This is a genomic window from Pseudomonas sp. LBUM1664 (assembly GCF_059695895.1).
The window spans coordinates 2,192,382-2,216,242 of record NZ_CP166791.1 but is presented as its reverse complement, the minus strand read 5'-3'; the positions used below and the strand labels follow the sequence as shown (position 1 = coordinate 2,216,242).

Here is a 23,861-nt window from a genome sequence, read left to right as displayed (position 1 = left end):
CCCCCCTCAGCGCCGCTTTCGCGAAACCAGCCGGATCCAGGTGGGGGCATGGTCGCTGGGGTGCGGTTGGTTCCTGACCCAGGCGTCCACGCCCGCCTCGCTCAGGTACGGGCTTGCCGCCGGGTTGAGCAGCAGGTGATCGATGCGCAGCCCGGAGTTTTTTTGCCAGTGTTGGCGCCAATAATCCCAGAAGGTATAGATGCGTTCGTCTGGATACAGATGACGCAACGAATCGGTCCAACCCTGGTCCAGCAGGCGCTGATAGCACTCACGACTTTCGGGCTGCAACAACGCGTCCTTGAACCAGGAACGCGGGTTGTAGATGTCCATGTCGGTGGGCACCACGTTGTAATCACCGGCCAGCACCACGGGATGATCGCTGGCCTGCAGCCCTTGGGCGTATTCGATCAACCGTTCGAACCACGCCAGCTTGTAGTCGAACTTGGGCCCCGGCTGCGGATTGCCGTTGGGCAGGTAAAGGCACCCTACCAGTACGCCATGCACCGCCGCTTCCAAGTAGCGACTGTGGCTGTCGTCTTCCCCACCGGGCAGGCCACGTCGGCTTTCCAGCGGTTGTGCATCCCTGGCCAGGATTGCGACGCCGTTCCAGGACGTCTGGCCGTGCCAGATCGAGCCATACCCTACCGACTCCAGCTCCGCTGCCGGGAAATCCTTGTCGGCGGCCTTGAGTTCCTGCAGGCAGACAATGTCGGGTTTCTCCCGCTCCAGCCATTCCAGCAGGTTGGGCAGCCGGGCTCGGATGCCGTTGATATTGAAGGTCGCGATCCGCAGGTTCTTCATGGGCCAGAACTCGAAGTGCCAAGACACTAGTTGTGACCGACAACAGACCGCGGTGGTTGCAACGGGTCCCTGGCCAGACCGTTATCAGCCGTCGAGGTTGCAGCCCATCTCAACGATCCGAGCGCTCCAGCACATCGAGCCCGCCTTCCGTCGACAACGCCGCCACACGGTTGCGGCCGCTGTGCTTGGCCTGATAAAGGGCCGCATCGGCCCGCTGGATGAAGACTTCGATGCTGTCCAGGTTACTGGGCACAAAAGCGTAGCAGCCCAAGCTCACCGTCAGGTAACCGATGGGGGAACCGGAATGGGTGATGTGTTTGTCGATGAGGTTGCGACGGATCTGCTCGGCCAGCGTCATGGCCCCGTGCAGGTCCGTGTCGGGCAGCAGCACCGCGAATTCTTCGCCGCCATAACGCACCGCAAGGTCGGCCTTGCGATGGCAGCAGCCCTTGAGCACCTTCGCCACTTCCGCCAGGCAATGGTCCCCGGCCACGTGCCCATAAGTGTCGTTGTAGTGCTTGAAGAAATCGATATCGAGCATGATCAGGCTCAATGGGCTGCGCTGGCGGGCGCCGCGACCAAATTCGACGTCCAGGGCCCGTTCGAACAGCCGCCGGTTCGCCAGCCCGGTCAGGCTGTCATGGGTAGCAATCAGCTCCAGCGCTTCCTGGGCCTTGCGCAGGTCTGCTTCGACCCGCTCGCTGTTACGCACCTGATGCACGAACACCCAGCCGAACAAACAAATACCCATGACCACCAGGCCCACGATAAGACTGGATTGGAACGCCCTGTCGTGCCAACCCGCCAGGATCGCTTCTTCGGACATCGCGGCGCTGACCACCAGCGGATAGGCCTGCAAATGTCGGTGCCCATAAAGCCTGATGACGCCATCGGCAGCGGAATGGATCAATACATCGCCGGACACCCCGCGGCCCGGGTCGTCCTTGAAAATATGTTCCTCGGCCAAAGGGTGACCGATCCGCGCCTCATCGAAGGGCCGGCGGGCCAGCAGCGTCCCGTCAGACAAGGCCAAGGCCATTTCGCCCTTGTCGTCGAGGCTGAAGCTTTTGAAGAATTGATCGAAGTACGACATTTTAATCCCGGCCAACAGCACGCCTTGGAAGTTGCCATCCTTATCATTCAAGCGCCGCGATACCGGGATGACCCACTCGCCATTTTGCCGACTGCGGATCGCCGGCCCGATATGTGCAATCAGGGACGCGTTCTGTTGGTGGAAAGCAAAATAATCCCGGTCCGCCACCCCTGGCCCTCGGCGCAGATGTTCAAAGGAGGTGATGACCCACTGACCGTTCTTGTCGAACAGGAACAAGCCGTGCAATTGCTCCAGCGATTGCACTCGCCGGGCGAACGTCTGTTGCAAGCGCGGTTGCAGCGCCGGGGCGAAACCGTCGACCTGCATCCAGTCCGCCAGGCTGTCCAGGACCAGATCAGTCTGCAGGAAGGTGTCCTGGGCCTGCTGAGCCATGGCTTGGGTAAGGTTGGCCGAGGCAACACGGGCCGACTCCAGGTCGTGGCGACGGGATTGCTCCAGTTGCAGGTAAAGCAAACCGCAGAGGCACAGGCACACCGCCGCGATAAACGCTACCGCTGCCTTGAGCAACGGCAGGCGCTTGGGGGCACCGCCGGGGGCATAGAACGGATCGAAGATGGGGATAGGCAAGCGAATTCCTGAGGAGGGCACAGCATGAGCGAATTCGCTCAAAGCCCACAATAACCATGAGCTTAGCCTACCGCTTGTGAGGCGGCAATTTGCCGGTGTGGCGAAGCCGATGGGTGGCTGGAGCTGAGCAAAAAAACCAGCCATCGTCCTGCAAAAAATGACCCTGCCCATTGTGAAGGAATACAGCCCGTGGCGAGGGAGCTTGCGCCCTCGCCTCAATGTTTTACCGCACCGGTGGCACCCTGATCTCCCCGGCCCGGCACTGTGTCTTGACGCCCTTGCCGCAAGCGGCGAACGCCAGATCCTTGTCCATGCACACGCGCACCTCCGACAGCTGCGGACCGCTGCATATCACCGCGATGCCGTCAGCCGCGATACCAGGGTTGCTTTGGCGAAATAGCCGGACAATTTCCTTGGCCTCGAAATAGTGCGAAGAGCTGAAAGGTTGTAGCGGCGGCGGGATCTTCACCGCGCCGACGGCCTTGTCGGCAACGGCCAGATAGTCCATGGCGTCGAGGCCGCTGCAAGTGCCGTGCTTGGACCATTCATGTTCCAGCAACTTGCGGGTTGCAAACAGCGTCAGGCCCTTCTCCCGCTCTGCCATCGTCAACGGCACCCTGGGCGCACAGGATTGCGGCCAGCCGCCCTTGGCGTATTGCGGCCAGAGGCCATGAAGCACAAAACCGTAGCCTTTGCCGGAGCATTGGGCATCGTTCTGGTGGGTCAAACAGAACGTCGGTGACCAGGACAGCGACAGCAAGTAGTAATCGAACACCCCCGCTACAGATTCTGCCCGTGCGTTACGGGGTTCGCGGGCATTGCCCACACCGATGGAGGCTAACGTCAGGGCGATCAGCACGACCCATGCAAAACGTTGTTTCATTAACCCACCCCCTAGGGAAATACAGGTAAAAAAAAGCATGACAATCCAACCGGTAATTGTTTGAGCGTTGTGTTTCAAACCCATGAAAGGGTGTGTCTTTTACAAGCAAACCTTGCAGGGGGCTATCTAAATTGCGTAACGCCCCATAACGTAGATCGCCTTTGACTTTTAAGCACCCCGCCGACCATGAGCAAACCGACCCCAGCCGTCGACGAAACCTTGGCCAGACCCTCGGCCATCAGCCTGCGTGAAGCCTTCTGGTTCTGGCTCAAGCTGGGTTTCATCAGCTTCGGCGGACCCGCTGGGCAGATCTCGATCATGCATCAGGAACTGGTGGAGCGCCGACGCTGGATTTCCGAGCGACGCTTTCTGCACGCCCTGAACTACTGCATGTTGCTGCCGGGGCCGGAAGCCCAACAGTTGGCGACGTACCTGGGTTGGCTGATGCACCGCAGCTGGGGCGGGGTCATCGCCGGGGCGCTGTTCGTGCTGCCTTCGCTGTTCATCCTCATTGCCTTGTCCTGGTTGTATGTCGCGTTTGGCGAAGTGCCGGTGATGGCGGGGATTTTTTATGGCATCAAGCCGGCCGTGACAGCAATCGTGGTGCATGCCGCCCACCGGATAGGCTCCCGCGCGCTCAAGAACCATTGGCTGTGGGCGATCGCGGCCGCGTCGTTCACCGCGATTTTTGCCTTCAACGTGCCCTTCCCGCTGATCGTGCTGGGTGCAGCGGTCATCGGCTACTTCGGCGGCCGCTGGGCACCGGGAAAGTTCAGCCTGGGCGGTCATGATGCCAAGCATCGATCCTTCGGCCCGGCATTGATCGACGACGACACCCCGACCCCGGACCATGCCCGCTTTAGCGCCTTCAGACTCGCCCGGCTGGCGATCATTGGCGCTTTGCTGTGGGCATTGCCGATGGGGCTGCTGGCCGTGGTGTTCGGCTGGGAAGGCACCCTGACGCAAATGGCCTGGTTCTTCACCAAAGCCGCATTGCTGACCTTCGGTGGCGCCTATGCGGTGTTGCCCTACGTTTATCAGGGCGCCGTCGGACACTTCGGCTGGCTGACGCCGACACAAATGATCGATGGCCTGGCCCTGGGTGAAACCACCCCCGGGCCGCTGATCATGGTGGTGGCCTTCGTCGGTTTCGTTGGCGGCTACGTGATGCAAGTATTCGGCCCCGAACAGGCCTTTCTCGCCGGCGCCGTCGCGGCCACACTGGTGACCTGGTTTACGTTCCTGCCCTCATTCCTGTTCATCCTGGCCGGCGGTCCGTTGGTGGAATCGACCCACAACGCGTTGAAATTCACCGCACCGTTGACGGCGATTACCGCAGCAGTGGTCGGGGTAATCCTCAACCTGGCCTGCTTTTTCGGTTACCACGTACTCTGGCCCAACGGCTTTGCCGGCGCACTGGATTGGCCGTCTGCAATCATCGCAATCGGGGCGGCCGTTGCGCTGTTTCGCTACAAGCGTGGGGTGATCCAGGTGTTAATGGCGTGCGGGCTGGCCGGGCTCGCGGTGCATTTGCTGCGCTAGACGAGGCACTTGCTCAGATAAGTCGCCGAGGCCGAGCACAAGGTCTTGAATTGGGCCGTTGCGCTGATCGAAGCTGGCGCCAGCGAGCGATCCTCCTTCTGATAGCCCTGGGCGATAAAGAATGCGGCGGCGCTGTCAGTCAGCAGATGAAGCCTCACTACCCCCTCGTTTTTCGCAAACGCTTCAAGATCGGCCAGCACCATCGCGCCAGTACCTCGCCCCCGCTGGCCCTCAAAGACAACCAGCGAGCGCAGCAACCGGTCGGCGCCATCCCCCTCGATTCCACCAAACGCCACACCGACGCCTTGGCTGAAGCTGAAGCTGAAGCTGAAAAATCGTCGACCGGGATGGTTCAGGTCATCCACGGGTAGACCGGCCAAGGTGAGCGCGTCGCGCAACGGCCCCAGATCGTCATTGCTCAGTATTGTCATGTGCATGGTTATTGTTTTCCCCCGTAGACTTCTCAGTGAATGCTCGTCCTCACCGATACTCAATAGCACATCACCTCATGACCCAGCGCAAGGCGAACACCATCGTCCTTCAGCTAAGCTCAACCCAATCATCACGACAGGGAAAATCGACATGAGCAAGGCAGACGAACTGGCGGCCAAACTGAGACACGCCCAGCGAACCCCGGCCGACACCGATCATTGCGCAGACCTGGCAATCGAGCATTGGCCCGCCCAGGTCTACGAGTTGTATCGTCAGATCGAAACCTGGCTGGCCCCGGTCTGCGAGGCCGGCCTGGACATCCGGCGCAATCCCACCCACGTGTTCGAAAGCCACTCCAGCGGTTCGACTTACAACTACGCCATTGATCAACTGGCGATAGAAGGCAACCATCGCCGCATCGAACTCGACCCAATCGCCCGCTTCTCCTCCAGAGGAGAGGGGTGCATTGAAATCCACATGAAGGGACAAGAACGCTGCATTGTGCGGACCCTCGGCGAGCATGGCGAATCGCTGTGGCATGTCCAGCCGCTTCGGGCGCCCGGCCTGCAACGCCCTGAACCGGTGGCGCTGGACGAAGACGTCCTGCTCACGCTGATAGAAGAAGGTCTTGGGCTTTAACGAAAATGGGCGACCCCTTGAGGTCGCCCACTATGCACCGAATAGAAACGGCTACCCGCGGATTGGACCTGCTGATTCGAGCAATGGATCGGTGGCAACTCCAAGCTCCGGCGGCAACAGCTCTACCGCCTGCCTTCCCATCAAAATGCTCAAGGCATTGTCGATTTCGTCGGCCGCGCCTTGTGCGTAGTGGGCATTTGCCCAGCGCCAGTAGCGCTTATACATCAGTCCGCCCACCGCCTGCGCGCACAGCTCGTCGCTGCTGACGCCCATTTTCCCCGCAGCAGCAATCACGGCCATAAGGGCTTGCTCCAACTGGGAAATTCGTTCGGTAGACACAGCTAACCAACTCGATAGGTCATTAATGTGGAGCTTACCAAGATACCAATGTGCTACCAACCGCAGGTGCTCAACGGTCACCCATTCAACGTCCGCTGAGGCGCGCTGAAGCGGTTTTCTGATCAACCTGCCGCGCTGCATGTCGCCGCGCTCGAAGACGGTGAAGACGCCCGAACCGCTGCGCGTGCAGCCAGGACAGTCAGCACAGCGGCTATGCCCAGCACGGCCGCGCTGGTTTCGAAGGTTGCCTGATAGCCGCTCAGATCAAACAGGATGCCACCTACCGTTGCGCCCACCGCAATGGCGAGCTGGATGATCGCCACCATCAAGCCGCCGCCTGCTTCGGCATTTTCCGGCAGCGTTCGCGCCAGCCAGGTCCACCAGCCAACGGGCGCCGCAGTGGCCACCAGGCCCCATATACCAAGCAGAACGGTCGTGATCGTCACCGACGCACCAAACCACACCAATGCGAGGGCAATCCCGGCCATCAACAGCGGGATGACAATGAGTGTCCGATACAGGCCGTTTTTCAAAAATGTGCCGATCAAAAAGGTGCCCAGAAACCCTGCCACACCGATCACCAACAACACGAACGAAAGCTGGGGCACGCTCACTTGCGTTACCGCTTCAAGGAACGGTCGCAGATAGGTGAACAGCATGAACTGGCCCATGAAGAAGGTACTGACAGCCAACATGCCCAATGCCACCGGCGCGCGGGTCATCAACGTGAAGACATTACCCGGGCCCTCTTTCGTTTGCGCTTGCATGGACGGCAGCCGTAACAGCAGCCAGACCAAAGCGAGCGCTGCAACAGGCACGACGCAAAAGAACGCGCCACGCCAACCGATGATCGCCCCCAGAAAACTGCCCAGCGGTGCCGCCACCACGGTCGCCAAGGCATTGCCGCCATTGACGATGGCCAAGGCGCGCGGGACTTGATCATCCGGCACCAGCCGCATGGCCGTGGCCGCCGACAGCGACCAGAAGCCGCCAATTGCAACGCCGATCAATGCGCGACCCGCCATGAATGTCGCGTAATTGGGTGCCAGTGCGACCACTGTTCCGGAAACGATCATCAGCAGTGTCAGCCCCGATAGCAGCCACTTACGGTCGACCCGGGCTGCAACCGATGCAATGAACAGGCTGGTGATCAGGGCAAAGGCGCCAGAGATGGCAATGCCTTGACCGGCCTGCCCTTCGCTGACATGAAGATCGGCCGCTATCGGCGTCAGCAGGCTGACCGGCATGAATTCCGACGCAACCAGCGCGAACGCGGCGAGCGACATGGCGAGCACCGCACTCCATGCAGGTTGGCCTTGTGGTTTCGACAAAGAGGTATCAGTCATTAGGAGGATTACTTCAGGTTGTTGCGGAAGAACTCGGTCAACTTGGCAAACGGAATCACGTTAACCCGGTCGTAGAGGTCCACATGGTTGGCACCGGGGATGACGACCAGTTCCTTGGGCTGCGCAGCCCGCTTGTAGGCATCTTCACTGTACTCACGGGAGTGCGCCTCAGAGCCGGTGATGAACAGCAAGGGGCGCGGCGAGATGCTTTCAATGTCATCGAACGGGTAGAAATTCATGAATTTGACGTTGCTGGACAGCGTCGGCATGGTCGTGGTCTGCGGCGAAGCACCAGCAGGCGTCACTTCGCCACGCGCAGTCCGGTAAAAGTCATAGAATTCATCTGCGATTGCATTGCCCGTCAGCTTCAGTGGTGAGCCGGAGGTGTACTGGGTTTTCCCACCGGTAAACTCCACATAGCGCTGCTCGGCTGCCGTGGCGAGGAACTGCTTTTTCTGTGCTGCCGTGGCCGAATTGCCCAGGCCTTTGCGGTACAAGTCACCATGGTTGTACATGCTGATCGTCGCGATTGCCTTGAGCCGCGGGTCTATCTTGGCCGCACTGATGACGAAGGCGCCGCTGCCGCAGATACCGATGATGCCGATGCGCTCGCGATCCACGAATGGCCGGGTTCCGAGGAAATCCACCGCGGCGCTGTAATCCTCCGCGTACATATCCGGCAACACCGCGTTGCGCGGCGTGCCCTCACTCTCCCCCCAAAAGGACAAATCCAGGGAGAGCGTAACAAAACCCTGCTCGGCCATTTTGGTCGCGTACAGATTGGAACTCTGCTCCTTCACCGCGCCCATCGGATGACCCACGATGATGGCGGCGCTCTTCTCCTTGCGCTCCAGGCCCTTTGGGATGAACAGGTTGCCCGCTACCTTCATCCCGTATTGATTCTTGAAGGTGACTTTTTCCACGGTCACCTTGTCGCTTTTGTAGAAGTTGTCAGCACCGTTCGACATGTCAGCCCCCATGGATGAGAAAGAGACGATGAGCAGCCCGAGGGCAAGCAGAATTCTTTTCACTGGATAGTCCTTCTGTTGGAAAGGGGTTCGAGGGGGTTGTCGCCCACACAGGCTCGAACGCGCATTGAGTAACGCTCTCCCGAGTCAGGTTGGATGGCATTTTCAGGGGGCAGCCTAGGTGACCGGTAGCGCATTTCACTGTGGTTCTTGCCCAATCCTATGAGCTCGCTTATTTCGTGTAGGCAGCGCTTCGCTTGGCAAGTTATTGTTCTGCCCATAGCTATTAACCCGACATGACAGCCGAACCCGACATGGCCACCCAACGCAGATCCTTACAAGAAACGCTCGCCGACATCATTGGCACCCGGACCACACAACCGGGTGACGTTGAAATGCCTATCGCCGGCCTCAGCTTCTTTCGGCGCGAAGCCCCGGCCGCGCCCGTCATTTGCATGATCGAACCGAGCATCGTGCTCGTGGCCCAAGGCGTGAAGCAGGTATGGGTAGGTGGCAAGGCCTATGGGTACGACACCGAGCGGTTCCTCATCACCTCACTGGACATCCCCGCCAATTCCGAAGTGCTGGTGGCAAGCCCGGAACAGCCGTGCCTGGGCCTGGTCTTGAAACTCGACTTGCGCGTGGTGGCCGATCTGGTCGCCCAGGGTGGCCTGGCTCCGAGTCGCGACCGTCCCGCCGGTGTTGGTGCGGGTATTGGCACCGCAACGCCGGACCTTCTGGCACCGTTCGCGCGTCTGCTGGCCTTGCTGGATGAACCCGAAGCGATCCCGGTGCTGGCGCCGCTGATCCAAAGAGAAATTCACTACCGACTGTTGATGAGCGACCAGGCTGCTCGGCTACGACAGATCGCCTCCGTCGACAGCCAGGGTTACCGGATCGCAAAAGCCATCGACTGGCTGAAATTGAACTACACCGAGCAAATTCGCGTGGAGGACCTCGCGGCACGCGTGCAGATGAGCGCCCCCACGTTTCACCACCACTTCCGCCAGCTCACTGCGATGAGCCCGCTGCAATACCAGAAGTGGCTACGATTGAACGAAGCGAAGCGCTTGATGCTCAACGAGCATCTGGACGTGGCGAGTGCAGCCTTCAAGGTGGGCTATGAAAGCCCTTCTCAGTTCAGCCGCGAATATGGTCGCTTGTTTGGCGTGCCACCCAAGCGAGACATTGCGGCGTTGCGGGGGCAGACCAGCGGCATCAAGACTGGGTGATTTCACGGTGGCGAGGTGGAGGGTGCTTCGCTGCATCGGCCTGGCAGCACACCTGCTGCATCAGAAGGTGCGAACTGATTAATGATCTCTGGCGGGGCTACGCATTCAGGCCGATCCAACCGTGGATACCCACGTACAGACCGACACCGATAATCAACACGCAGGACAGATAAGGCGCGCGACGCGCAACGCTGCCCAACCAGGGCCAGCGGTTGGAAGCCTGCCTTGCACCGATGGCCGCCGCAGCCCCCACGGTAACCAGAGTGATCGCCAGGCCGATGCTGAAGCACAGGACAAGCATCCCGCCCAGCGCGACTTCTTTGACCTGAAGGCAAAGCAGCAGAACGGTGATGGCCGCAGGACAAGGAATCAAACCGCCAGTCAGACCGAACACGACGATCTGGCCCGTGGTGACCTCTCGGTTGCTGAAGCGCTTGCGGATGTCGTTGGCATGCGCCCGTTCATGCGCATCCTGATAGCCCTCAAGCGATAGCGCCAGGCCTTCGAGCTCGCAATGCCCATGGTCATGCCCATCGTGGTGGTGCTCATGCTCACCAGGGTGATGGTGGTGATGGCCGTGCTCGGACTTGAACACCTGCTCGCCGCGCCAGGTGCGCCACAACATCCACAGCGCGATCGCAATGATCAGCACAGACGACGCGAGTTGGAAGTAAGGCTCTGTGGTCTCGGCATCCAGGCCCTGGCCCAGGTACATGCCACCGATAGCGACCAGCCACACCACGGCAGTGTGGGAAAGCGTGGCGGCCAAGCCCAGCAAAACGGCTTGTTTGACCGAGCCACGGATGGCCACGATAAACGCAGCCATCATGGTTTTTGAATGTCCGGGTTCAAGACCATGCAAGGCGCCCAGCAAGATCGCGCTCGGGAAGTATAGCCAGGCGTGAGCGCCTCCCTGTTGCAGCAGTTCAGCAAAGTTGAGCATGTCAGCCTAGAGGTACTTGGTGATTTGTTTGAACGCTTCCAGTGGAGCGCGCTCGCCCTTGTTCAGCGCCGAAACGGTGTCTTCCAGACAGTGGTCGATGTGATCCTGAATCAATGTGCGCTTGGCCTGGCACACCGCTTTTTCCACCGCATGCAACTGCTGGGCGATATCCACGCACTCACGACCTTCTTCGATCATGGTAATGATGCTGCGCAAATGGCCGTCCGCCCGTTTGAGGCGCTTGATGATCGCCTCATGGCTTTGGTGGAGATGGGGATGTTCGTGTTCGAGCTCACTCATGGCAGGACGTCTCGATGAATCAGGCCGACATCCTATCCTCCTGGGGGGGATGGGAGCAAATACTTCGAAGCCCTGAATAATGAGTCGAACCAGGCCTGTCTACACAATCAGGCCTTACCTTGGTAGTACTGCGCCATGTAATCAACAAACATCCGAACCTTGGCAGGCAGATTCCGGGTGTGAGGATAAAGTGCGTAGTAATGCCGTACCCCAAGGGTGTACTCCGGCAGAATCCGCACCAGCCTTCCCGTCAGCAAATCATCCTGCACCGTCGCCAAGGTAAATGCCGCAATGCCCCCGCCCGCCAACGCGCAGGCGTGCAAGGCAGTGATGGTGTCCGTATGGAAGGTGCTCTCACAACCCAAAGTGATCGACTCCCCTCCTTCACTGACCAACGACCACTGAGTAATCGATGCATACGTCAGAAGCCGATGGTCGTTGAGCTCAACAACACGGCGAGGCAGGCCGCACTTGAATATATAAGCCGGTGCCGCCACCAGAACCAGCGGCGAAACGCTGAGCAAGCGCGCGACAAGACTGCTATCGGCCAACGGCCCACAGATCCTTAACGCCACATCGAACCCATCGGCCACCAGATCGACAAGCGGATCCGAGCAGGACAGATCGACCTGGATATCCGGATAACGCTCCTGGAACGCCGGCAGCCAACCGGCCAGCTCTAACGTGCCTACCACCAGCGGAGCGCTAATTCGAAGCAGTCCGGAAGGGCGTTCTTGCTCAAGGCTGGCGGCTCGGGATGCTGCATCCACGCGATCCAGAATATCCACGCAAGCTGCGTAATACCGTTCGCCAGCCGCTGTAAGGCTCATACGCCGGGTATTGCGATTAATCAGACGCACGCCCAGCGCAGACTCCAGTTGCTGCAAGTGCCGCGACACCGAAGAATGCGTGGTGCCCAACCGCTCGGCCGCGGCTGAAAAACCCTGCGCCTCCACGATGCAGCGAAACACGCGCATGGCGAGCATCTGATTCATATCTTTTTAGCGCACCGGCAGTTTGATGATCTGGGCCGTGGTCATCACATCACCGAACGTATCCTCGACTTCGGCCAATGCGGCCCTGTGCAAGGCATCCTTGTCGATCGAGTCGCCATTGACCCGGGTAATCGCGCGGGTGGCCGATGCATCGGAGGCGACTAATACCTTGTAACCCAGAGGCGTCGCATCACGGGCGGCACCTGCGACACAGGCATGGGTCATGAGACCGGAGATGATCAGGTTTTCGATACCGGCGCTCTTCAAACGCTGGTCCAGATCGGTACTGCCGAAGACGCTGACGGTGGTTTTCTGCAGCACCGCATCCTGAGCCCTGGGTTGCATGTCTGGATGGAATTTCACGGTCTGGCCGCCCTCAGCAAACACCGGCGAACCTTTCGGCGCGATGTGCTGGACATGGTAGACCGGCATTTTATGTTCATCGGCGAATGTCATCAGCTCACGGGCATTGGCTAGCGCAGCAGCGCCATCGGGGATCGGCATCTTACCGGTGAAGTATTCGTTCTGAAAATCGATCACCAGTAACGCGGTTTTACCGGCGGGTAATTGGTTGATCGGCTCTGCGCCTGACATGGCCCGGATCGTTGGATGAGCTTCAGCCAGCGCGCCAGTACTGGCGACAATGCCGGAGAATGCACAGGCGACGAGAAAACGACGGGTGAAACGCTGCATGGGGGGATTCCTTCTTTGGTGGTTTAGGGAAGGAATACTAGGGAGGTAACTCAGGCTGGAACACAGTGCGGATGGAACAGAGCTTGTTTGGGTTTTGCACAAATAAACCCGTCTGCAATGGGATCGCCAGCACCTGGGCGAAGTCATGGAGCACTACGGCGTCGGTGCTGATATCTGAACGCATTGCGAGGTTTTCCAGCAGCTGCGTGACGGCGGCGATTCGATAAGCGGCGGTGTCGTGCAGCACGTCCAGCGGCGCTTCTCGGTTGATTGGCAGGGGGTGGAACTCGATGGACTGGTGGATGGGTTGCGTGACGCTAGACGAAGCCGATTTGGATTGGCTGCGTTTTTTGGAGGGTTGGGGGTAGGCTTTTCACTGGCTGATCTCCTGGATCTGAAAAGGAAGCTGCCAGCATCACTTCCACATGACGGGGTGGCAGCTGTACGCGGGTGTGGAAGACCGAGATCCAGGAACCGGCGCACCCGAAGGTGCCCCGCGTACAGCCGCCGAAATGTAACAGCAGACATAAGAAAAGTGCCTGCTTTTAATTTAACGGCGCTACGCGCCTGGAGTCATGAGGGCTGTGTGTGTGTGTGTGTGAACGAGCCCCCAATCTGTGCTGCTTCCTCTCTCAACGACCGATTATGCCTAGGTGGGTAAAAGTGAAACCTTGTGGCAACTTAAGACCGTAGCCAAGCATTCGATCAAAGCCCGAATGTGCGAGCCATAGAGCACCTATAGCGGCGAGATCAGGGATCGACCATATCACCCCGGCCGCGAGCAAAGCAGCACCGGATGCATACAAATGAAGGGGGTTATAACAATAAGCTCCAACTCTCGGGCCTAATGCATAGCCCAGAATACTCAAGTCAGGCGTGAAAAAAGTCACCAGTGCCTCCCACCATGTGAAGTCATAACCGGCCTGCCAGAACAGCAGAATACCGGTCGCGAATAGAAGCCCCCCCTCTACACGTTGCCATAGAACGGTATGCGGTGCCGATGGCGCTAAATTGAACATGAAAGCTCTCCAGGGATTGAGCATTCTATTCTGTTCGATACACCTATAAAGCGTGATCGTCTAAGATCGCATACCTACCATACAAAAATGGATAGCCTTGTGATTCAACACGAGCCAAGCTGGGAATGGTATCGGACTTTTCTTGCCGTGCTTGAGACCGGCTCATTGTCGGCGGCGGGGCGTGCGATGGGCATCAGTCAACCAACAGCGGGACGCCACATTGACGGCCTTGAGTCCGCATTGGCCCTGAAACTTTTTACCCGTTCATCAGATGGATTTAGTCCCACCAGTGCTGCTTATGAAATCGCGCCCTATGCCGTCAATTTGGCGGCAATGTCGGCCGCATTGTTGCGAAAGGCAAGTGAAGGCAACACTTATGTCCGTGGGACAGTGCGTCTGACAGTCAGCGAGGTGATCGGCGTTGAAGTCTTGCCGCCGATTCTGTCGGCATTGCGCAACCAACACCCCGAACTTGTTGTAGAAATGATTCTTTCTAACCAGGTTGATGACCTGCTGCGTCGGGACGCGGACATCGCGGTTCGGATGCATAGGCCAACGCAAAATGCGCTAATCGCAAGACATGTCGGCGGTATAGAGGTCGGGCTGTATGCCCATCGCAGTTATTTGGCAACGCATGGCAGTCCCAATTCACTGGAAGATCTGGTCAGCCATACCCTTATTGGCTTCGACCGAGAGAGCGCCTTTATCCGTGGATTCCTGAAGCAGTTCCCGGTATTTGCGCGCGTGGGCCTGGCGTTTCGCGCCGATAGTGAACTTGCTCAGCTGGCAGTCATGCGAGCCGGTTTTGGAATTGGTGGGTGCCAGTCGGCAGTTGCAGCTCGCGATTCAGCGTTGATTCGGGTACTTCCATCCGCGTTCTCGGTGCATATGGACACATGGGTCGCTATGCATGAAGACCTACGTAACAGCGCTCGCTGCCAGGTTGTATTCAATGCCATAGCGGAAGGGTTACGCGAGCATTCGCAGAACAGCCAGGTACTTCGCTAAATGCTTACAGATACGGCTGCGTAATTCAGGAAACGCTATTCCGCAAGGCGTGATCGCCGTACACATACGTCCCATCTACTGCATTGCAGGCATGGAGCATTGCAAATTCAGGGTCTCCATTGGACCAATCATCAATCGCTTTTCTAACCGAAGCTCCAACGCTCGCCACAAACTGCTCCTTGAGAGGCTCAATAGTTGTGTCCTGAGTTATACCGTTTTTGGGGGCGCGCTTGAGTGGTTTGCCATACATGTTTTTGTGGCAGTGGTACGGAAATGGTACGAAGCAAAAAGAGCTGCTCTACAGGCCAGGGTTTTCACGGTGCTACACCTTAGTAGCTCCAATCCATCATCTGGCAGGTAACACCAGACATCGTTGCCGATCTTCTGGCCTGGGTTCTTCATGTCGCGCACCAGCACCCGATGGCCAAGTTCGTCGAGATCCTCCCAGCGAATCCGGGTAATTTCATCGAGCCGACGCGTCGAGAACAGTGCGAAGCCCACGACCTTCAACATATTGGTGACGCTCTTACGCCGAGCCTGCATTTCCCGGTAATGCGTCAGGACCTTCCCCAACTCGTCCAGCGTAGGACGACGATCACGCTCCCGACTTTTCAAGTTGTAACCGAGCTTGCGCAAGACGCGCCGTGCACCACCCATGGCCAGGGGACTTACTTCATAGCCCCAAGCGTCCTTTCCAATGGAAAGTACCGCTCCGAGGTGGGCCAAGTCGTTACCGGCCGTCTGCGGCTGGACCCCTCCCCCTCAGGGCTCATCCGCCATAGCGCGAAGTCCACCAAGCATTGAGTGTTGATGTCGGTATCGTCCAATTTGCCCAGGTATGACTCACTGATAGCAGTCAGCGTCGCACGTTTGGTCTTACCCAGCGGTCGGGCTTTCTCCACCTCAACCAGATAGCGAGTAATCATATCTTTGAGTGTGACGCCCTTGCGGCTCGCCCGCTCAATCGCGCCAGGCTCATCCAGCTCCGATTCACGCTTGCGTGCCCAAGCCTGCGCCGCCTGTTTACGGGCGAAGGTCAGGCTCTCTTGATAGACTTGCACTCCGTCGCGCTTGATGCGGATCTGAGCCGTGTAGCTAACAGACCCATCCGCCAGTTTTCTTGCCCTGATAGTCGCCATGTCAAAAGTGGTACGCGTCAGTTTTGAAGTGGTACATCGTACCACCGAGCCCCAAAAAACGCCTGAAAACGCCTTAAAATACGCCCAGAACACGTTGAGTAAAATGCTAGAAAAACAGAGCTTTAGCCCAGTAAATACAAGGCCTACGCTGTCTCGGCGCTTTAGTGTTGCACCCATGATGGATTGGACAGACGCCCATTGCCGCTTCTTCCTACGTATCCTCTCCAAACACGCCCTGCTCTACACCGAAATGGTCACCACAGGTGCCTTACTCAACGGCGATCACGAACGTTTCCTACGCCACCACGAAACCGAGCATCCCCTCGCGCTTCAGCTGGGCGGTAGTGTCCCGGCCGATTTGGCCGCCTGCGCGCGGATGGCCCAGGAACACGGCTACGACGAGGTAAACCTCAACGTTGGCTGTCCAAGCGACCGGGTACAGAACAATATGATCGGCGCGTGCCTGATGGGGCATCCGGGGTTGGTGGCCGATTGTGTGAAGGCGATGCGTGATGCGGTGTCGATTCCGGTGACGGTCAAGCATCGGATCGGGATCAACGGGCGGGACAGTTACGAGCAGTTGTGTGAGTTCGTCGGGACAGTGCGTGAGGCCGGGTGCACGAGTTTTACCGTGCATGCGCGGATTGCGATTCTGGAGGGGTTGTCGCCGAAGGAGAATCGCGACATCCCGCCGCTGCGTTATGACGTGGCGGCGCGGTTGAAGGCGGATTTTCCAGAGTTGGAAATCGTGCTCAACGGCGGGATCAAGACGCTGGAGGCCTGTCATGAGCATTTGCAGACCTTCGACGGTGTAATGCTGGGGCGCGAGGCGTATCACAACCCCTATCTGCTGGCCGAGGTGGATCAACAGCTGTTCGGCAGTACCGCGCCGATCATCACCCGGGCCGAGGCGCTGGCGCAGTTGCGGCCTTACATCGCCAATCACCTGGCCGCCGGTGGTGCAATGCATCACATCACCCGGCACGTGCTGGGGCTGGGCACCGGGTTCCCGGGGGCGCGGCGGTTTCGGCAGTTGTTGTCAGTGGACATCCATAAAGCCAAGGAGCCGTTGGCCTTGCTGGACCAGGCGGCGGGATTGCTGGAGGGGCGTTAACCGTCACTTGCTTTGAACCTGCGTCCTGTTTTGGCATCGTATCTAGCGATACCCGCCCCAGCCTTTCAAACAGCCGTTTTCAGGTTGTTGCCGCTGGGGCCGTCGATACTTCTACACGCCCTTGAGTGGCTGCCGGCCCTCGGGTAATGTCAACAGACCCATAGGACAGAGCACGCTCATGACTTCCAAGCTGGAACAACTCAAACAGTTCACTACCGTAGTGGCCGATACCGGCGACTTCGAAGCCATCGCACGCGTTAAACCCGTGGATGCCACCACCAACCCTTCCCTGCTGCTCAAGGCTTCGGCCATCCACGGCTATGCCGAACTGCTGAACGCTTGCGTTGCCGACTGCAAGGGCGATGTGGGCCTGGCCAGCGACCGTTTTGGTGTGGCGGTTGGGCAAGAGATTCTGAAAGTGATTCCGGGGCGTATTTCCACTGAAGTGGATGCGCGCCTGTCGTTCGACACCGAGGCCATGTTGAAGCGTGCGCATCGTCTGATCGATCTGTACGAAAAGGCCGGCGTTGGCCGTGATCGCGTGCTGATCAAGATCGCTTCAACCTGGGAAGGCATTCGCGCCGCCGAAAAGCTGGAGCGTGAAGGCATCCAGTGCAACCTGACCCTGCTGTTCTCCTTCGCCCAGGCCGCCGCCTGTGCCGATGCCGGGGTGTTTCTGATTTCGCCGTTCGTGGGCCGTATCTACGACTGGTACAAGAAAGCCAATGGCAGCGACTACACCGGTGCCGATGATCCGGGCGTGCAGTCGGTAACGCGTATTTACAACTACTACAAGGCCAACGACTACAAGACCGTGGTCATGGGCGCGAGCTTCCGCAACCTGAATCAGATCGAGCAATTGGCGGGTTGCGACCGCTTGACCATCAGCCCGGAACTGCTGGAGAAACTGGCGGCCGACACGGGCAAGCTGGAACGCAAGCTGGCGCCAGGGCAAACCGGGGAAGCACGTTTGAGCCTCAATGAAGCGCAGTTCCGCTGGTTGTCGAACGAGGATGCCATGGCGACCGAGAAACTGGCCGAAGGTATTCGTCAGTTTGCTCGGGACCAGGAAAAGCTGGAGGCGTTGCTGCAAGCCAAGCTTTGAGCTGATTCAGAGGCATGCAAAAGGGCGAACCTTGATGGGTTCGCCCTTTTTTATGCGGTTTGGCGGTGGGAATATAGCTACTGGATGGGCCTGCTCGCGATAGGGCCCGTTCAGCCTACGCAAAACTCAAGAGTCAGGGCCGCTCCAGCGCATTCACCAGATCATGGAACGCTTCACGATTGGAATCGTTCAGCCCCATGAGGATCTTGTGGGCTTCGAGCACCTTGACCCGCACTTCCTCTTCCGACTGGTCTTGGTCAGGCAGGTCGTCCAGGCACTCCGGGCATGGCACAGGATCGCCCACGATGTTGAACACCTGATCGAAGCCCATCGATTGCAGAAGACGGGTGATGTCGTTGTGGGTGGTGACGACAGTCGGCAGCAAGCCGACCTTTTGCCGCGACAGGATCGACAGTTTGGCCAGCAGGCCCAGGGTGGTGCTGTCGATGCTGCGGGTTTCAGTCAAGTCGATCACGATCGCGCTGAAGTTCAGCGCGGTGAAGATCCGCTCAATAGTCGCATCCAACGCCGAACACAGGGTCAGGCGCACTTCACCGACAAACTTCAGGACAAATGTGCCGTCCTGCTCGGCGAACTGGATTCTACCGGTACTCATTAAAGATTCCTGCTCAACACTAACAGGGCGATATCATCCGGCATCTCCCCTAGCGTGGCTAATCCAAACACTTGCCGCAAGCCTTCCAGGCTGCCGCCCGCTGCACTCACCCGTTCAGGCAAGGCCGCTTCTTTCTCTTTGAGTGTAGGTTCTGTCAAAAGGTCCAAAATGCCATCGGACATCAGCGTCAGGCTGAATACCGGCGGCAGTTCCAGCACGCGGTCTTCGTAGGTGGCCTCATTGAACAGGCCCACCGGCAAACCACGCCCTTCCAGATAACGAACACTGTCTGGCGTATACAACACTGGCAACGGCAGATGACCGCCGATGCTATAGGTCAACAAACCAGTCTCCTCGTCGATGACTCCACCGACCATTGTGACGTGTTTGCCCAGCTTACAACTGATCAGGCCTCGGTTGATATGCCCAAGGACCTCTGAAGGCTTGAACTCTGGCAATGTGCCATTGCGCTTGGACTCAAAAAGTAGCCGCGTGGTCATGAACTTCAACAGGACCGTCACGAAGGCCGACGAAGCGCCGTGGCCGGAAACGTCCGCCAGGTAAAACGCCACTCGTCGCTCATCGACCCGGAAATAGTCCACGAAATCCCCCGACAGGTACAACGAAGGGATGATCTGGTGGGCAAAACGGAAACCGTCGACGGTCCAGGGGCTGACCGGCAGCATGTTCATTTGTACTTGACGACCGGCGTTCTGGTCTTCCTGCAACAGGTTCAAGCTGGCTTCCAGCTCGCGGTTGGCGGTTTCCAGTTTTTCGCGGTAACGCTGGTTTTCCACCAACAGGCGTGAACGGTCCAATGCCCGACGCACCGAGTGCTCGAGCACAGCCAGGTCTTCGAGGGGCTTGATCAGGTAGTCCGCCGCGCCCAGGCGCAACGCCTCGACCGCATCGTTCATCACGCCCGCGCCCGAGACCACGATGACCGGGGTCTGCGACGAAAGCTCGGTGATCTGGCGAATGAGTTCGAGTCCGCCCATCTGCGGCATACGCAGGTCGCAGATGACCAGGTCGGGCTTGTCTTGCTCGAATACCTGAAGACCCTGTTGGCCATTGCTGGCCTGCAGGACGCTGAAACCACTGTCTTCCAAGTAGGCCGCGAGGCTGGCTCGCACCACTTCGTCATCATCGATTATCAGCAGCGTGGCACTGGTTTTTGGCATGTGGGCAAACGGCGCCAGAATTAGGTTGGCGTAGCGGGCTGGGCAGTTTGACCTGGCACGCACTACTGGATTCGCTTTCTAGCCTCTCTGTCGTACCGGCTTCAGGCCTTTGCCCTACGCGCAACTACATCAGAGGTGCCCTTCTAAGGCGCAGACGGTACTCCCATCCGCGGGGCGTTTCAAGCTCAGGCAGATAGCCGCTTGCCGTCTCTATTTGTCAAAGTACAGAGAGTTATAAGAACCGAGCAAAGCGTAACTCAATGGAAGGATCAAACCCCACTCAAACCCAGCGTAAAAGCAAAAAAGACGGCCTTTCGGGCCGCCCTTCTTGTTTTTATCGGTCGAAATTAAAAATCGTCCTTGACCTCGCCGTCCTTGACCTTGAATTCGCGGTTTTGCAGGTAGGCGTTGCGGATGAACACGTACTTATCGCCAGTCACCAGCTTCTCGGCAGACAACAGGCTGGCGCGGCCATCTACGATGCCCAGGCCGTAGAGAGAGTTACGTACCGGGACGTCGTCAATATAGGTAATCGGGTTGGTGTAGCTATCGACAAACTTGGCCGGCGCGTCACGCAGGGTGCTTGGGCCCAACAGTGGCAGCATGACGTAAGGGCCGCTGCCCAAGCCCCAATACCCCAGGGTCTGGCCAAAATCTTCATCGTTGCGATGCAGGCCCATCTGGGTCCCCACGTCGAAGAAGCCCAGCAGGCCGAAGGTGGTGTTGAAGATCAACCGGGCAGTGTCGACCCCGGCAGAGGCCGGTTTGGCTTGCAGCACATCGTTGGCCAGGTTGCCAATGTCACCAGCGTTGCGGAACATATTATGGATGCCATCTTCAAGGAATTGCGGCATCACGTATTGATAACCCTGGGCCAATGGCTTGAGCGCATAGGTATCGAGCTTGTCGTTGAAGGTAAAGATCGGACGGTTAATACTTTCCCAAGGATCCTCTTCCGTGGCGGCATGGGTGGCGAACGGAACCAGCAGAACGCTGGCAGAGAGACACAGCTGAGCTAGACGATGGCTCCAGCGCATATGAGAAAACTCCAATGGGATTATTCAGGCAAGGGCGCCGAGCCCAGGCGGTGAGGTGGTTAGTATAAAGCGGAAAACGTGGATAGGCAGCACTGAGAAAAGCAGGTCTATATAGCACGCCTGTGTCACCTGACGCCTTCATTTCACAGTCACGTAACTGTTACCCAACTGTCACTGAACTGATACTTGCGCCCGTTAGGCTGCTGGTTATTTCAAGGACGTTCCCATGCCCCGCGCCGAAACCCTGCCCCTCCCCGCGCCCAGCCTGACCGCCGTATTGTTTGGCCTGAGCGGATGCTTGGTGGATTTCGGGGCGCGCATTCGCCAGCCCGGGGCATCACCGACCGACCACACACAGCCAACACCCGGCGCCCTCGAGAGCTTGCACCGTCTGCAGCTTCAGGAGATTCCCTGCACCTGGCTCGACGAACTGCCACCTGCCGTCAGCCATGGCCTGGCAGCGTCGTTACCGGGGTGGGTAAAACCGCCGCAACTTCCTGCAACAAATAATCCGTGGCCCGCTCCCCATGCCTGCTGGCAGGCCCTGATGACCCTGAACGTCCAGCAACTGGACGGCTGCGTATTGGTCAGTGGCGAGCCAAGGCTGTTGCAGTCGGGGCTCAACGCTGGTTTGTGGACCATCGGGCTGGCGTCATGCGGCTCGCTGTGCGGCCTGACGCCTGGCGAGTGGCAGGCCATGAGCCAACAGGAACGGGAAACCAAACGCGCCAAAGCCACCGTACAACTGTTCGGCCTGGGTGTGCACTCGGTGATTGATCACTTGGGAGAACTCGACACCTGCCTGGCCGATATCAGCCTGCGACGGCTCAAAGGCGAGAAGCCATGACCAAGATCATGCAGGGCGCGTAAGGGTGGATTACTCTTAGGCAAGCCATGGACTTTTGACGCACCATAGTGGTCCATGGCTGTGCCTATTAATAAAGGGAGTACGCCAATGCCTGCCCGCGAACTGCAGATACAACTCAACAAACTGCGCGAGCAATTGGAGCAGAATCCACCGCTGTCCGAAGCCGAGCGCGATGACCTGCATGCGCTGATGGAACAGATCCAACTTGAGCTTGAGCTGGAAACCAAAACCCAGGATACCAACGTCGCCGACAACGTGAACCTGGCCGTCGAACGCTTCGAACTGGAACACCCTACCCTTGCAGGGACCTTGCGCAACATCGTGCAAGCCTTGGGTAATATGGGGATTTGAAACCACCAAATACAAAAAGCCCCGCTATCGATAGCGGGGCTTTTTAATGTCTGCTGAAATGCACATGGGTTATTTATTGACGGACCAGGCGATGGTTCGGCAATTGCACCGCTTCAGTGCTGCGATACGGGTTGATGTCCAACCCACCACGGCGTACGTAACGGGCATACACCGTCAATTTCTCTGGCTTGAGCAACCGCTGCAGGTCGAGAAAGATTCGCTCCACGCATTGCTCATGGAAATCCGAATGCTGGCGGAAGCTGACGATGTAGGCCAACAGGCTGGCAGGGTCCAGCGCCGCGCCACGATATTGCACCGCCACGCTGCCCCAGTCCGGCTGGCTGGTCACCGGGCAGTTGGACTTGAGCAGGTGGCTGTGCAGGCTTTCTTCGACGATGCGCGACGCATCGCAACGCAGCAGTTCCGGGCGCGGGTGCGCGTACGAGTCGACGCTGATGTCCAGGTCGTCGATGCACACACCGGGCAACGCCACGACGCCTTCGCTTTCCACGTCCTTGAGACTGCGTATCCGCACGCCCACCGGCTTGCCGGCAGCCGCTGACAGGTCCTGGCGCAGGGTTGCTTCCAGACTGGCGGTATCGGCGAACGGGGTCTGGTTCAAGGAGTTGAGGTACAGCTTGAAGGATTTTGACTCAATGATGTTTGGCGAGTCCGCCGGGATCGCGAATTCACCGATGGCCACCACCGGCTTGCCGGACGGCAACAGCCAGGACAGCTCGAAACAGTTCCAGAAATCCACGCCCTTGTACGGCAGGGTATCGGCCGTCAGGCCCAGTTCCGCCCATTTCGCGGTGCGCGGGATCGGGAACAGCAGTGACGGCGTGTACGTGGCGATGTATTCGCTGGATTTGCCCAGCGGCGAATGTTCGGCTGCGGGATGCATGACGGAAACCTGACTGAAGAATCAGCGGATTCTATCAGCCTTTGCCGCAGCCTTTGAGTGCTTACTGACTGACTGTCAGCTCGCCCTTCATCCCGGCCTGGTAATGGCCGGGGATATTACAGGCGAACTCCAGGCGAGTGGCTTTGGTGAAGGTCCAGGTAAGCTCCGCGGTTTTGCCTGGTTCCACCAGCACGCTGTTGGGGTCATCGTGGCCCATGCCTGCCTGGCCGTGCCCCATGGTTGCGTGGTCCATGCCGGGCATCATCGCGGTCGGCATCAACTGTCCGCGCTGTTGCATCTTGAGCATTTGCTGCTGGTGTTCGACATGCATGGCCGCGCTGCCCAAGTTGAACTCGTGCAGCAACTGACCTTTATTGACGAGCACGAACCGAACGGTCTCCCCGGCCTTGATATCCAGCACCTTGGGATCGAACGTCATGTCCCCCATCACCACATCGATGCTGCGATTGGCCTTGGCCGCCGGTGCAGGTTCACCGAAATCAAAATGCAGGCCTGGCGACGCCCACGACGACGCACTGAGCACCAGTGCACAAGCGGCCAGGATCAAGCGGTTTCCCATCAACATGTCCATACTCCAACCGAATAAGGTTCAGCTTGTGGGAAACTCTATCCGTGTGTAGCTGCCAATCGGCTGACGGCTTGATTACAACTTTGTCAGCTTGCACCACCGCCGCACCTGCCACGGTATAACGCCCACGTTCAAA

Annotated in this window: 27 protein-coding genes and 1 pseudogene; 8 read left to right on the top strand and 20 right to left on the bottom strand. The window is 58.5% G+C overall.

Features of this window, described 5'->3' with window-relative positions:
* Nucleotides 1–6: 6 nt before the first annotated feature.
* From xth to ACA047_RS10460, 3 genes are all read right to left on the bottom strand, one after another.
* Entirely contained in the window at nucleotides 7–801 is a 795-nt protein-coding gene (gene xth, locus ACA047_RS10470; RefSeq protein ID WP_497359033.1) for an exodeoxyribonuclease III, read from the bottom strand.
* 109 nt (nucleotides 802–910) lie between these two features.
* Complete coding sequence (locus ACA047_RS10465) at nucleotides 911–2,482, bottom strand: sensor domain-containing diguanylate cyclase (protein WP_497359031.1); 1,572 nt, start codon at nucleotides 2,480–2,482, stop codon at nucleotides 911–913.
* Nucleotides 2,483–2,705: 223 nt separating this feature from the next.
* Nucleotides 2,706–3,365, bottom strand: coding sequence for a ribonuclease T2 family protein (locus tag ACA047_RS10460; protein ID WP_497359029.1), 660 nt, complete (start codon nucleotides 3,363–3,365; stop codon nucleotides 2,706–2,708).
* A gap of 186 nt (nucleotides 3,366–3,551) precedes the next feature.
* On the opposite strand from ACA047_RS10460, the gene chrA reads away from it, so the two are divergent.
* Nucleotides 3,552–4,907, top strand: a complete 1,356-nt coding sequence (gene chrA, locus ACA047_RS10455) for a chromate efflux transporter (RefSeq protein WP_497359027.1) — start codon at nucleotides 3,552–3,554, stop codon at nucleotides 4,905–4,907.
* On the opposite strand, the gene ACA047_RS10450 is transcribed toward chrA, so the two are convergent.
* Entirely contained in the window at nucleotides 4,904–5,401 is a 498-nt protein-coding gene (locus ACA047_RS10450; protein ID WP_497359025.1) for a GNAT family N-acetyltransferase, read from the bottom strand. The genes chrA and ACA047_RS10450 overlap by 4 nt on opposite strands.
* A gap of 88 nt (nucleotides 5,402–5,489) precedes the next feature.
* On the opposite strand from ACA047_RS10450, the gene ACA047_RS10445 reads away from it, so the two are divergent.
* Nucleotides 5,490–5,978: a hypothetical protein gene (locus ACA047_RS10445; RefSeq protein ID WP_497359023.1), complete on the top strand. Its 489-nt coding sequence runs from the start codon at nucleotides 5,490–5,492 to the stop codon at nucleotides 5,976–5,978.
* 51 nt (nucleotides 5,979–6,029) lie between these two features.
* On the opposite strand, the gene ACA047_RS10440 is transcribed toward ACA047_RS10445, so the two are convergent.
* From ACA047_RS10440 to ACA047_RS10430, 3 genes are all read right to left on the bottom strand, one after another.
* A complete protein-coding gene (locus ACA047_RS10440) occupies nucleotides 6,030–6,278 on the bottom strand; it encodes a hypothetical protein (protein WP_497359021.1) in 249 nt (82 codons plus the stop codon).
* A 161-nt stretch (nucleotides 6,279–6,439) separates the two neighbouring features.
* Nucleotides 6,440–7,663 carry an MFS transporter gene (locus ACA047_RS10435; RefSeq protein ID WP_497359019.1) on the bottom strand — a complete coding sequence of 408 codons (1,224 nt, stop codon included), beginning with the start codon at nucleotides 7,661–7,663 and terminating at the stop codon, nucleotides 6,440–6,442.
* Between the two features lie 8 nt (nucleotides 7,664–7,671).
* The gene (locus tag ACA047_RS10430) at nucleotides 7,672–8,694 is read right to left on the bottom strand and encodes an alpha/beta hydrolase (RefSeq protein ID WP_497359017.1); all 1,023 of its coding nucleotides are present in this window, start codon (nucleotides 8,692–8,694) and stop codon (nucleotides 7,672–7,674) included.
* A gap of 251 nt (nucleotides 8,695–8,945) precedes the next feature.
* Here ACA047_RS10430 and ACA047_RS10425 point away from each other — a divergent pair, with 251 nt between their 5' ends.
* Nucleotides 8,946–9,863, top strand: coding sequence for an AraC family transcriptional regulator (locus tag ACA047_RS10425; protein ID WP_497359015.1), 918 nt, complete (start codon nucleotides 8,946–8,948; stop codon nucleotides 9,861–9,863).
* Between the two features lie 97 nt (nucleotides 9,864–9,960).
* Here the strand turns inward: ACA047_RS10425 and ACA047_RS10420 are convergent, their stop codons facing one another.
* The 6 genes from ACA047_RS10420 to ACA047_RS10395 all read right to left on the bottom strand — a co-directional run bounded on the left by ACA047_RS10420 (nucleotide 9,961) and on the right by ACA047_RS10395 (nucleotide 13,813).
* Nucleotides 9,961–10,806, bottom strand: coding sequence for a nickel/cobalt efflux protein RcnA (locus tag ACA047_RS10420; RefSeq protein WP_497359013.1), 846 nt, complete (start codon nucleotides 10,804–10,806; stop codon nucleotides 9,961–9,963).
* A 6-nt stretch (nucleotides 10,807–10,812) separates the two neighbouring features.
* Entirely contained in the window at nucleotides 10,813–11,106 is a 294-nt protein-coding gene (locus tag ACA047_RS10415; protein WP_497359011.1) for a metal-sensing transcriptional repressor, read from the bottom strand.
* Between the two features lie 107 nt (nucleotides 11,107–11,213).
* Nucleotides 11,214–12,101, bottom strand: a complete 888-nt coding sequence (locus tag ACA047_RS10410; RefSeq protein WP_497359009.1) for a LysR family transcriptional regulator — start codon at nucleotides 12,099–12,101, stop codon at nucleotides 11,214–11,216.
* 6 nt (nucleotides 12,102–12,107) lie between these two features.
* Nucleotides 12,108–12,794, bottom strand: a complete 687-nt coding sequence (locus ACA047_RS10405) for a cysteine hydrolase family protein (RefSeq protein WP_497359007.1) — start codon at nucleotides 12,792–12,794, stop codon at nucleotides 12,108–12,110.
* A 37-nt stretch (nucleotides 12,795–12,831) separates the two neighbouring features.
* Nucleotides 12,832–13,098: a hypothetical protein gene (locus ACA047_RS10400; RefSeq protein ID WP_497360297.1), complete on the bottom strand. Its 267-nt coding sequence runs from the start codon at nucleotides 13,096–13,098 to the stop codon at nucleotides 12,832–12,834.
* Nucleotides 13,099–13,426: 328 nt separating this feature from the next.
* Nucleotides 13,427–13,813: a DUF4260 domain-containing protein gene (locus tag ACA047_RS10395; protein ID WP_497359005.1), complete on the bottom strand. Its 387-nt coding sequence runs from the start codon at nucleotides 13,811–13,813 to the stop codon at nucleotides 13,427–13,429.
* Between the two features lie 99 nt (nucleotides 13,814–13,912).
* Here ACA047_RS10395 and ACA047_RS10390 point away from each other — a divergent pair, with 99 nt between their 5' ends.
* Complete coding sequence (locus ACA047_RS10390; RefSeq protein WP_497359003.1) at nucleotides 13,913–14,821, top strand: LysR family transcriptional regulator; 909 nt, start codon at nucleotides 13,913–13,915, stop codon at nucleotides 14,819–14,821.
* Between the two features lie 25 nt (nucleotides 14,822–14,846).
* Here the strand turns inward: ACA047_RS10390 and ACA047_RS10385 are convergent, their stop codons facing one another.
* Both ACA047_RS10385 and ACA047_RS10380 read right to left on the bottom strand, forming a co-directional pair.
* Entirely contained in the window at nucleotides 14,847–15,071 is a 225-nt protein-coding gene (locus ACA047_RS10385) for an Rv1289 family protein (RefSeq protein WP_497359001.1), read from the bottom strand.
* 77 nt (nucleotides 15,072–15,148) lie between these two features.
* Nucleotides 15,149–15,960, bottom strand: a pseudogene (locus ACA047_RS10380) (site-specific integrase); the annotation flags it as partial.
* Nucleotides 15,961–16,063: 103 nt separating this feature from the next.
* Between ACA047_RS10380 and dusA the strand changes: the two are divergent.
* Nucleotides 16,064–17,074 carry a tRNA dihydrouridine(20/20a) synthase DusA gene (gene dusA / locus ACA047_RS10375; protein ID WP_497358999.1) on the top strand — a complete coding sequence of 337 codons (1,011 nt, stop codon included), beginning with the start codon at nucleotides 16,064–16,066 and terminating at the stop codon, nucleotides 17,072–17,074.
* A 178-nt stretch (nucleotides 17,075–17,252) separates the two neighbouring features.
* Nucleotides 17,253–18,179, top strand: coding sequence for a transaldolase (tal, locus tag ACA047_RS10370; protein ID WP_497358997.1), 927 nt, complete (start codon nucleotides 17,253–17,255; stop codon nucleotides 18,177–18,179).
* Between the two features lie 133 nt (nucleotides 18,180–18,312).
* On the opposite strand, the gene rssC is transcribed toward tal, so the two are convergent.
* The 3 genes from rssC to ACA047_RS10355 form a co-directional block, all read right to left on the bottom strand.
* Nucleotides 18,313–18,795, bottom strand: a complete 483-nt coding sequence (gene rssC, locus ACA047_RS10365) for an anti-sigma factor antagonist RssC (RefSeq protein ID WP_497358995.1) — start codon at nucleotides 18,793–18,795, stop codon at nucleotides 18,313–18,315.
* On the bottom strand, nucleotides 18,795–19,976 hold the full coding sequence (rssB, locus tag ACA047_RS10360; protein ID WP_497358993.1) for a two-component system response regulator RssB: 1,182 nt from the start codon (nucleotides 19,974–19,976) through the stop codon (nucleotides 18,795–18,797). The genes rssC and rssB overlap by 1 nt, the downstream gene beginning before the upstream one ends.
* 347 nt (nucleotides 19,977–20,323) lie before the next feature.
* Nucleotides 20,324–21,013 carry an MlaA family lipoprotein gene (locus ACA047_RS10355; RefSeq protein ID WP_497358991.1) on the bottom strand — a complete coding sequence of 230 codons (690 nt, stop codon included), beginning with the start codon at nucleotides 21,011–21,013 and terminating at the stop codon, nucleotides 20,324–20,326.
* A gap of 226 nt (nucleotides 21,014–21,239) precedes the next feature.
* On the opposite strand from ACA047_RS10355, the gene pcrP reads away from it, so the two are divergent.
* Entirely contained in the window at nucleotides 21,240–21,860 is a 621-nt protein-coding gene (pcrP, locus tag ACA047_RS10350) for an HAD superfamily inactivated hydrolase PcrP (RefSeq protein WP_497358989.1), read from the top strand.
* Nucleotides 21,861–21,968: 108 nt separating this feature from the next.
* Nucleotides 21,969–22,232: a DUF4404 family protein gene (locus ACA047_RS10345; protein ID WP_497358987.1), complete on the top strand. Its 264-nt coding sequence runs from the start codon at nucleotides 21,969–21,971 to the stop codon at nucleotides 22,230–22,232.
* Nucleotides 22,233–22,305: 73 nt separating this feature from the next.
* Here ACA047_RS10345 and queF read toward each other — a convergent pair whose 3' ends face one another.
* Together queF and copI are read right to left on the bottom strand one after the other, a co-directional pair.
* Entirely contained in the window at nucleotides 22,306–23,136 is an 831-nt protein-coding gene (gene queF / locus ACA047_RS10340; protein ID WP_497358985.1) for an NADPH-dependent 7-cyano-7-deazaguanine reductase QueF, read from the bottom strand.
* A gap of 61 nt (nucleotides 23,137–23,197) precedes the next feature.
* On the bottom strand, nucleotides 23,198–23,722 hold the full coding sequence (copI, locus tag ACA047_RS10335; RefSeq protein ID WP_497358983.1) for a copper-resistant cuproprotein CopI: 525 nt from the start codon (nucleotides 23,720–23,722) through the stop codon (nucleotides 23,198–23,200).
* Nucleotides 23,723–23,861: the final 139 nt, after the last annotated feature.

What these genes read in the sequence shown, in the direction of transcription:
- ACA047_RS10440 (WP_497359021.1), bottom strand. Translation starts at nt 6,278, where the DNA reads ATGGCCGTGATTGCTGCTGCGGGGAAAATGGGCGTCAGCAGCGACGAG.
- ACA047_RS10415 (WP_497359011.1), bottom strand. Translation starts at nt 11,106, where the DNA reads ATGAGTGAGCTCGAACACGAACATCCCCATCTCCACCAAAGCCATGAG.
- ACA047_RS10460 (WP_497359029.1), bottom strand. Translation starts at nt 3,365, where the DNA reads ATGAAACAACGTTTTGCATGGGTCGTGCTGATCGCCCTGACGTTAGCC.
- xth (WP_497359033.1), bottom strand. Translation starts at nt 801, where the DNA reads ATGAAGAACCTGCGGATCGCGACCTTCAATATCAACGGCATCCGAGCC.
- ACA047_RS10425 (WP_497359015.1), top strand. Translation starts at nt 8,946, where the DNA reads ATGGCCACCCAACGCAGATCCTTACAAGAAACGCTCGCCGACATCATT.
- ACA047_RS10385 (WP_497359001.1), bottom strand. Translation starts at nt 15,071, where the DNA reads ATGTATGGCAAACCACTCAAGCGCGCCCCCAAAAACGGTATAACTCAG.
- tal (WP_497358997.1), top strand. Translation starts at nt 17,253, where the DNA reads ATGACTTCCAAGCTGGAACAACTCAAACAGTTCACTACCGTAGTGGCC.
- pcrP (WP_497358989.1), top strand. Translation starts at nt 21,240, where the DNA reads ATGCCCCGCGCCGAAACCCTGCCCCTCCCCGCGCCCAGCCTGACCGCC.
- ACA047_RS10445 (WP_497359023.1), top strand. Translation starts at nt 5,490, where the DNA reads ATGAGCAAGGCAGACGAACTGGCGGCCAAACTGAGACACGCCCAGCGA.
- ACA047_RS10435 (WP_497359019.1), bottom strand. Translation starts at nt 7,663, where the DNA reads ATGACTGATACCTCTTTGTCGAAACCACAAGGCCAACCTGCATGGAGT.
- rssB (WP_497358993.1), bottom strand. Translation starts at nt 19,976, where the DNA reads ATGCCAAAAACCAGTGCCACGCTGCTGATAATCGATGATGACGAAGTG.
- dusA (WP_497358999.1), top strand. Translation starts at nt 16,064, where the DNA reads ATGCTAGAAAAACAGAGCTTTAGCCCAGTAAATACAAGGCCTACGCTG.
- ACA047_RS10405 (WP_497359007.1), bottom strand. Translation starts at nt 12,794, where the DNA reads ATGCAGCGTTTCACCCGTCGTTTTCTCGTCGCCTGTGCATTCTCCGGC.
- ACA047_RS10420 (WP_497359013.1), bottom strand. Translation starts at nt 10,806, where the DNA reads ATGCTCAACTTTGCTGAACTGCTGCAACAGGGAGGCGCTCACGCCTGG.
- ACA047_RS10355 (WP_497358991.1), bottom strand. Translation starts at nt 21,013, where the DNA reads ATGCGCTGGAGCCATCGTCTAGCTCAGCTGTGTCTCTCTGCCAGCGTT.
- chrA (WP_497359027.1), top strand. Translation starts at nt 3,552, where the DNA reads ATGAGCAAACCGACCCCAGCCGTCGACGAAACCTTGGCCAGACCCTCG.
- copI (WP_497358983.1), bottom strand. Translation starts at nt 23,722, where the DNA reads ATGTTGATGGGAAACCGCTTGATCCTGGCCGCTTGTGCACTGGTGCTC.
- ACA047_RS10395 (WP_497359005.1), bottom strand. Translation starts at nt 13,813, where the DNA reads ATGTTCAATTTAGCGCCATCGGCACCGCATACCGTTCTATGGCAACGT.
- rssC (WP_497358995.1), bottom strand. Translation starts at nt 18,795, where the DNA reads ATGAGTACCGGTAGAATCCAGTTCGCCGAGCAGGACGGCACATTTGTC.
- ACA047_RS10410 (WP_497359009.1), bottom strand. Translation starts at nt 12,101, where the DNA reads ATGAATCAGATGCTCGCCATGCGCGTGTTTCGCTGCATCGTGGAGGCG.
- queF (WP_497358985.1), bottom strand. Translation starts at nt 23,136, where the DNA reads ATGCATCCCGCAGCCGAACATTCGCCGCTGGGCAAATCCAGCGAATAC.
- ACA047_RS10345 (WP_497358987.1), top strand. Translation starts at nt 21,969, where the DNA reads ATGCCTGCCCGCGAACTGCAGATACAACTCAACAAACTGCGCGAGCAA.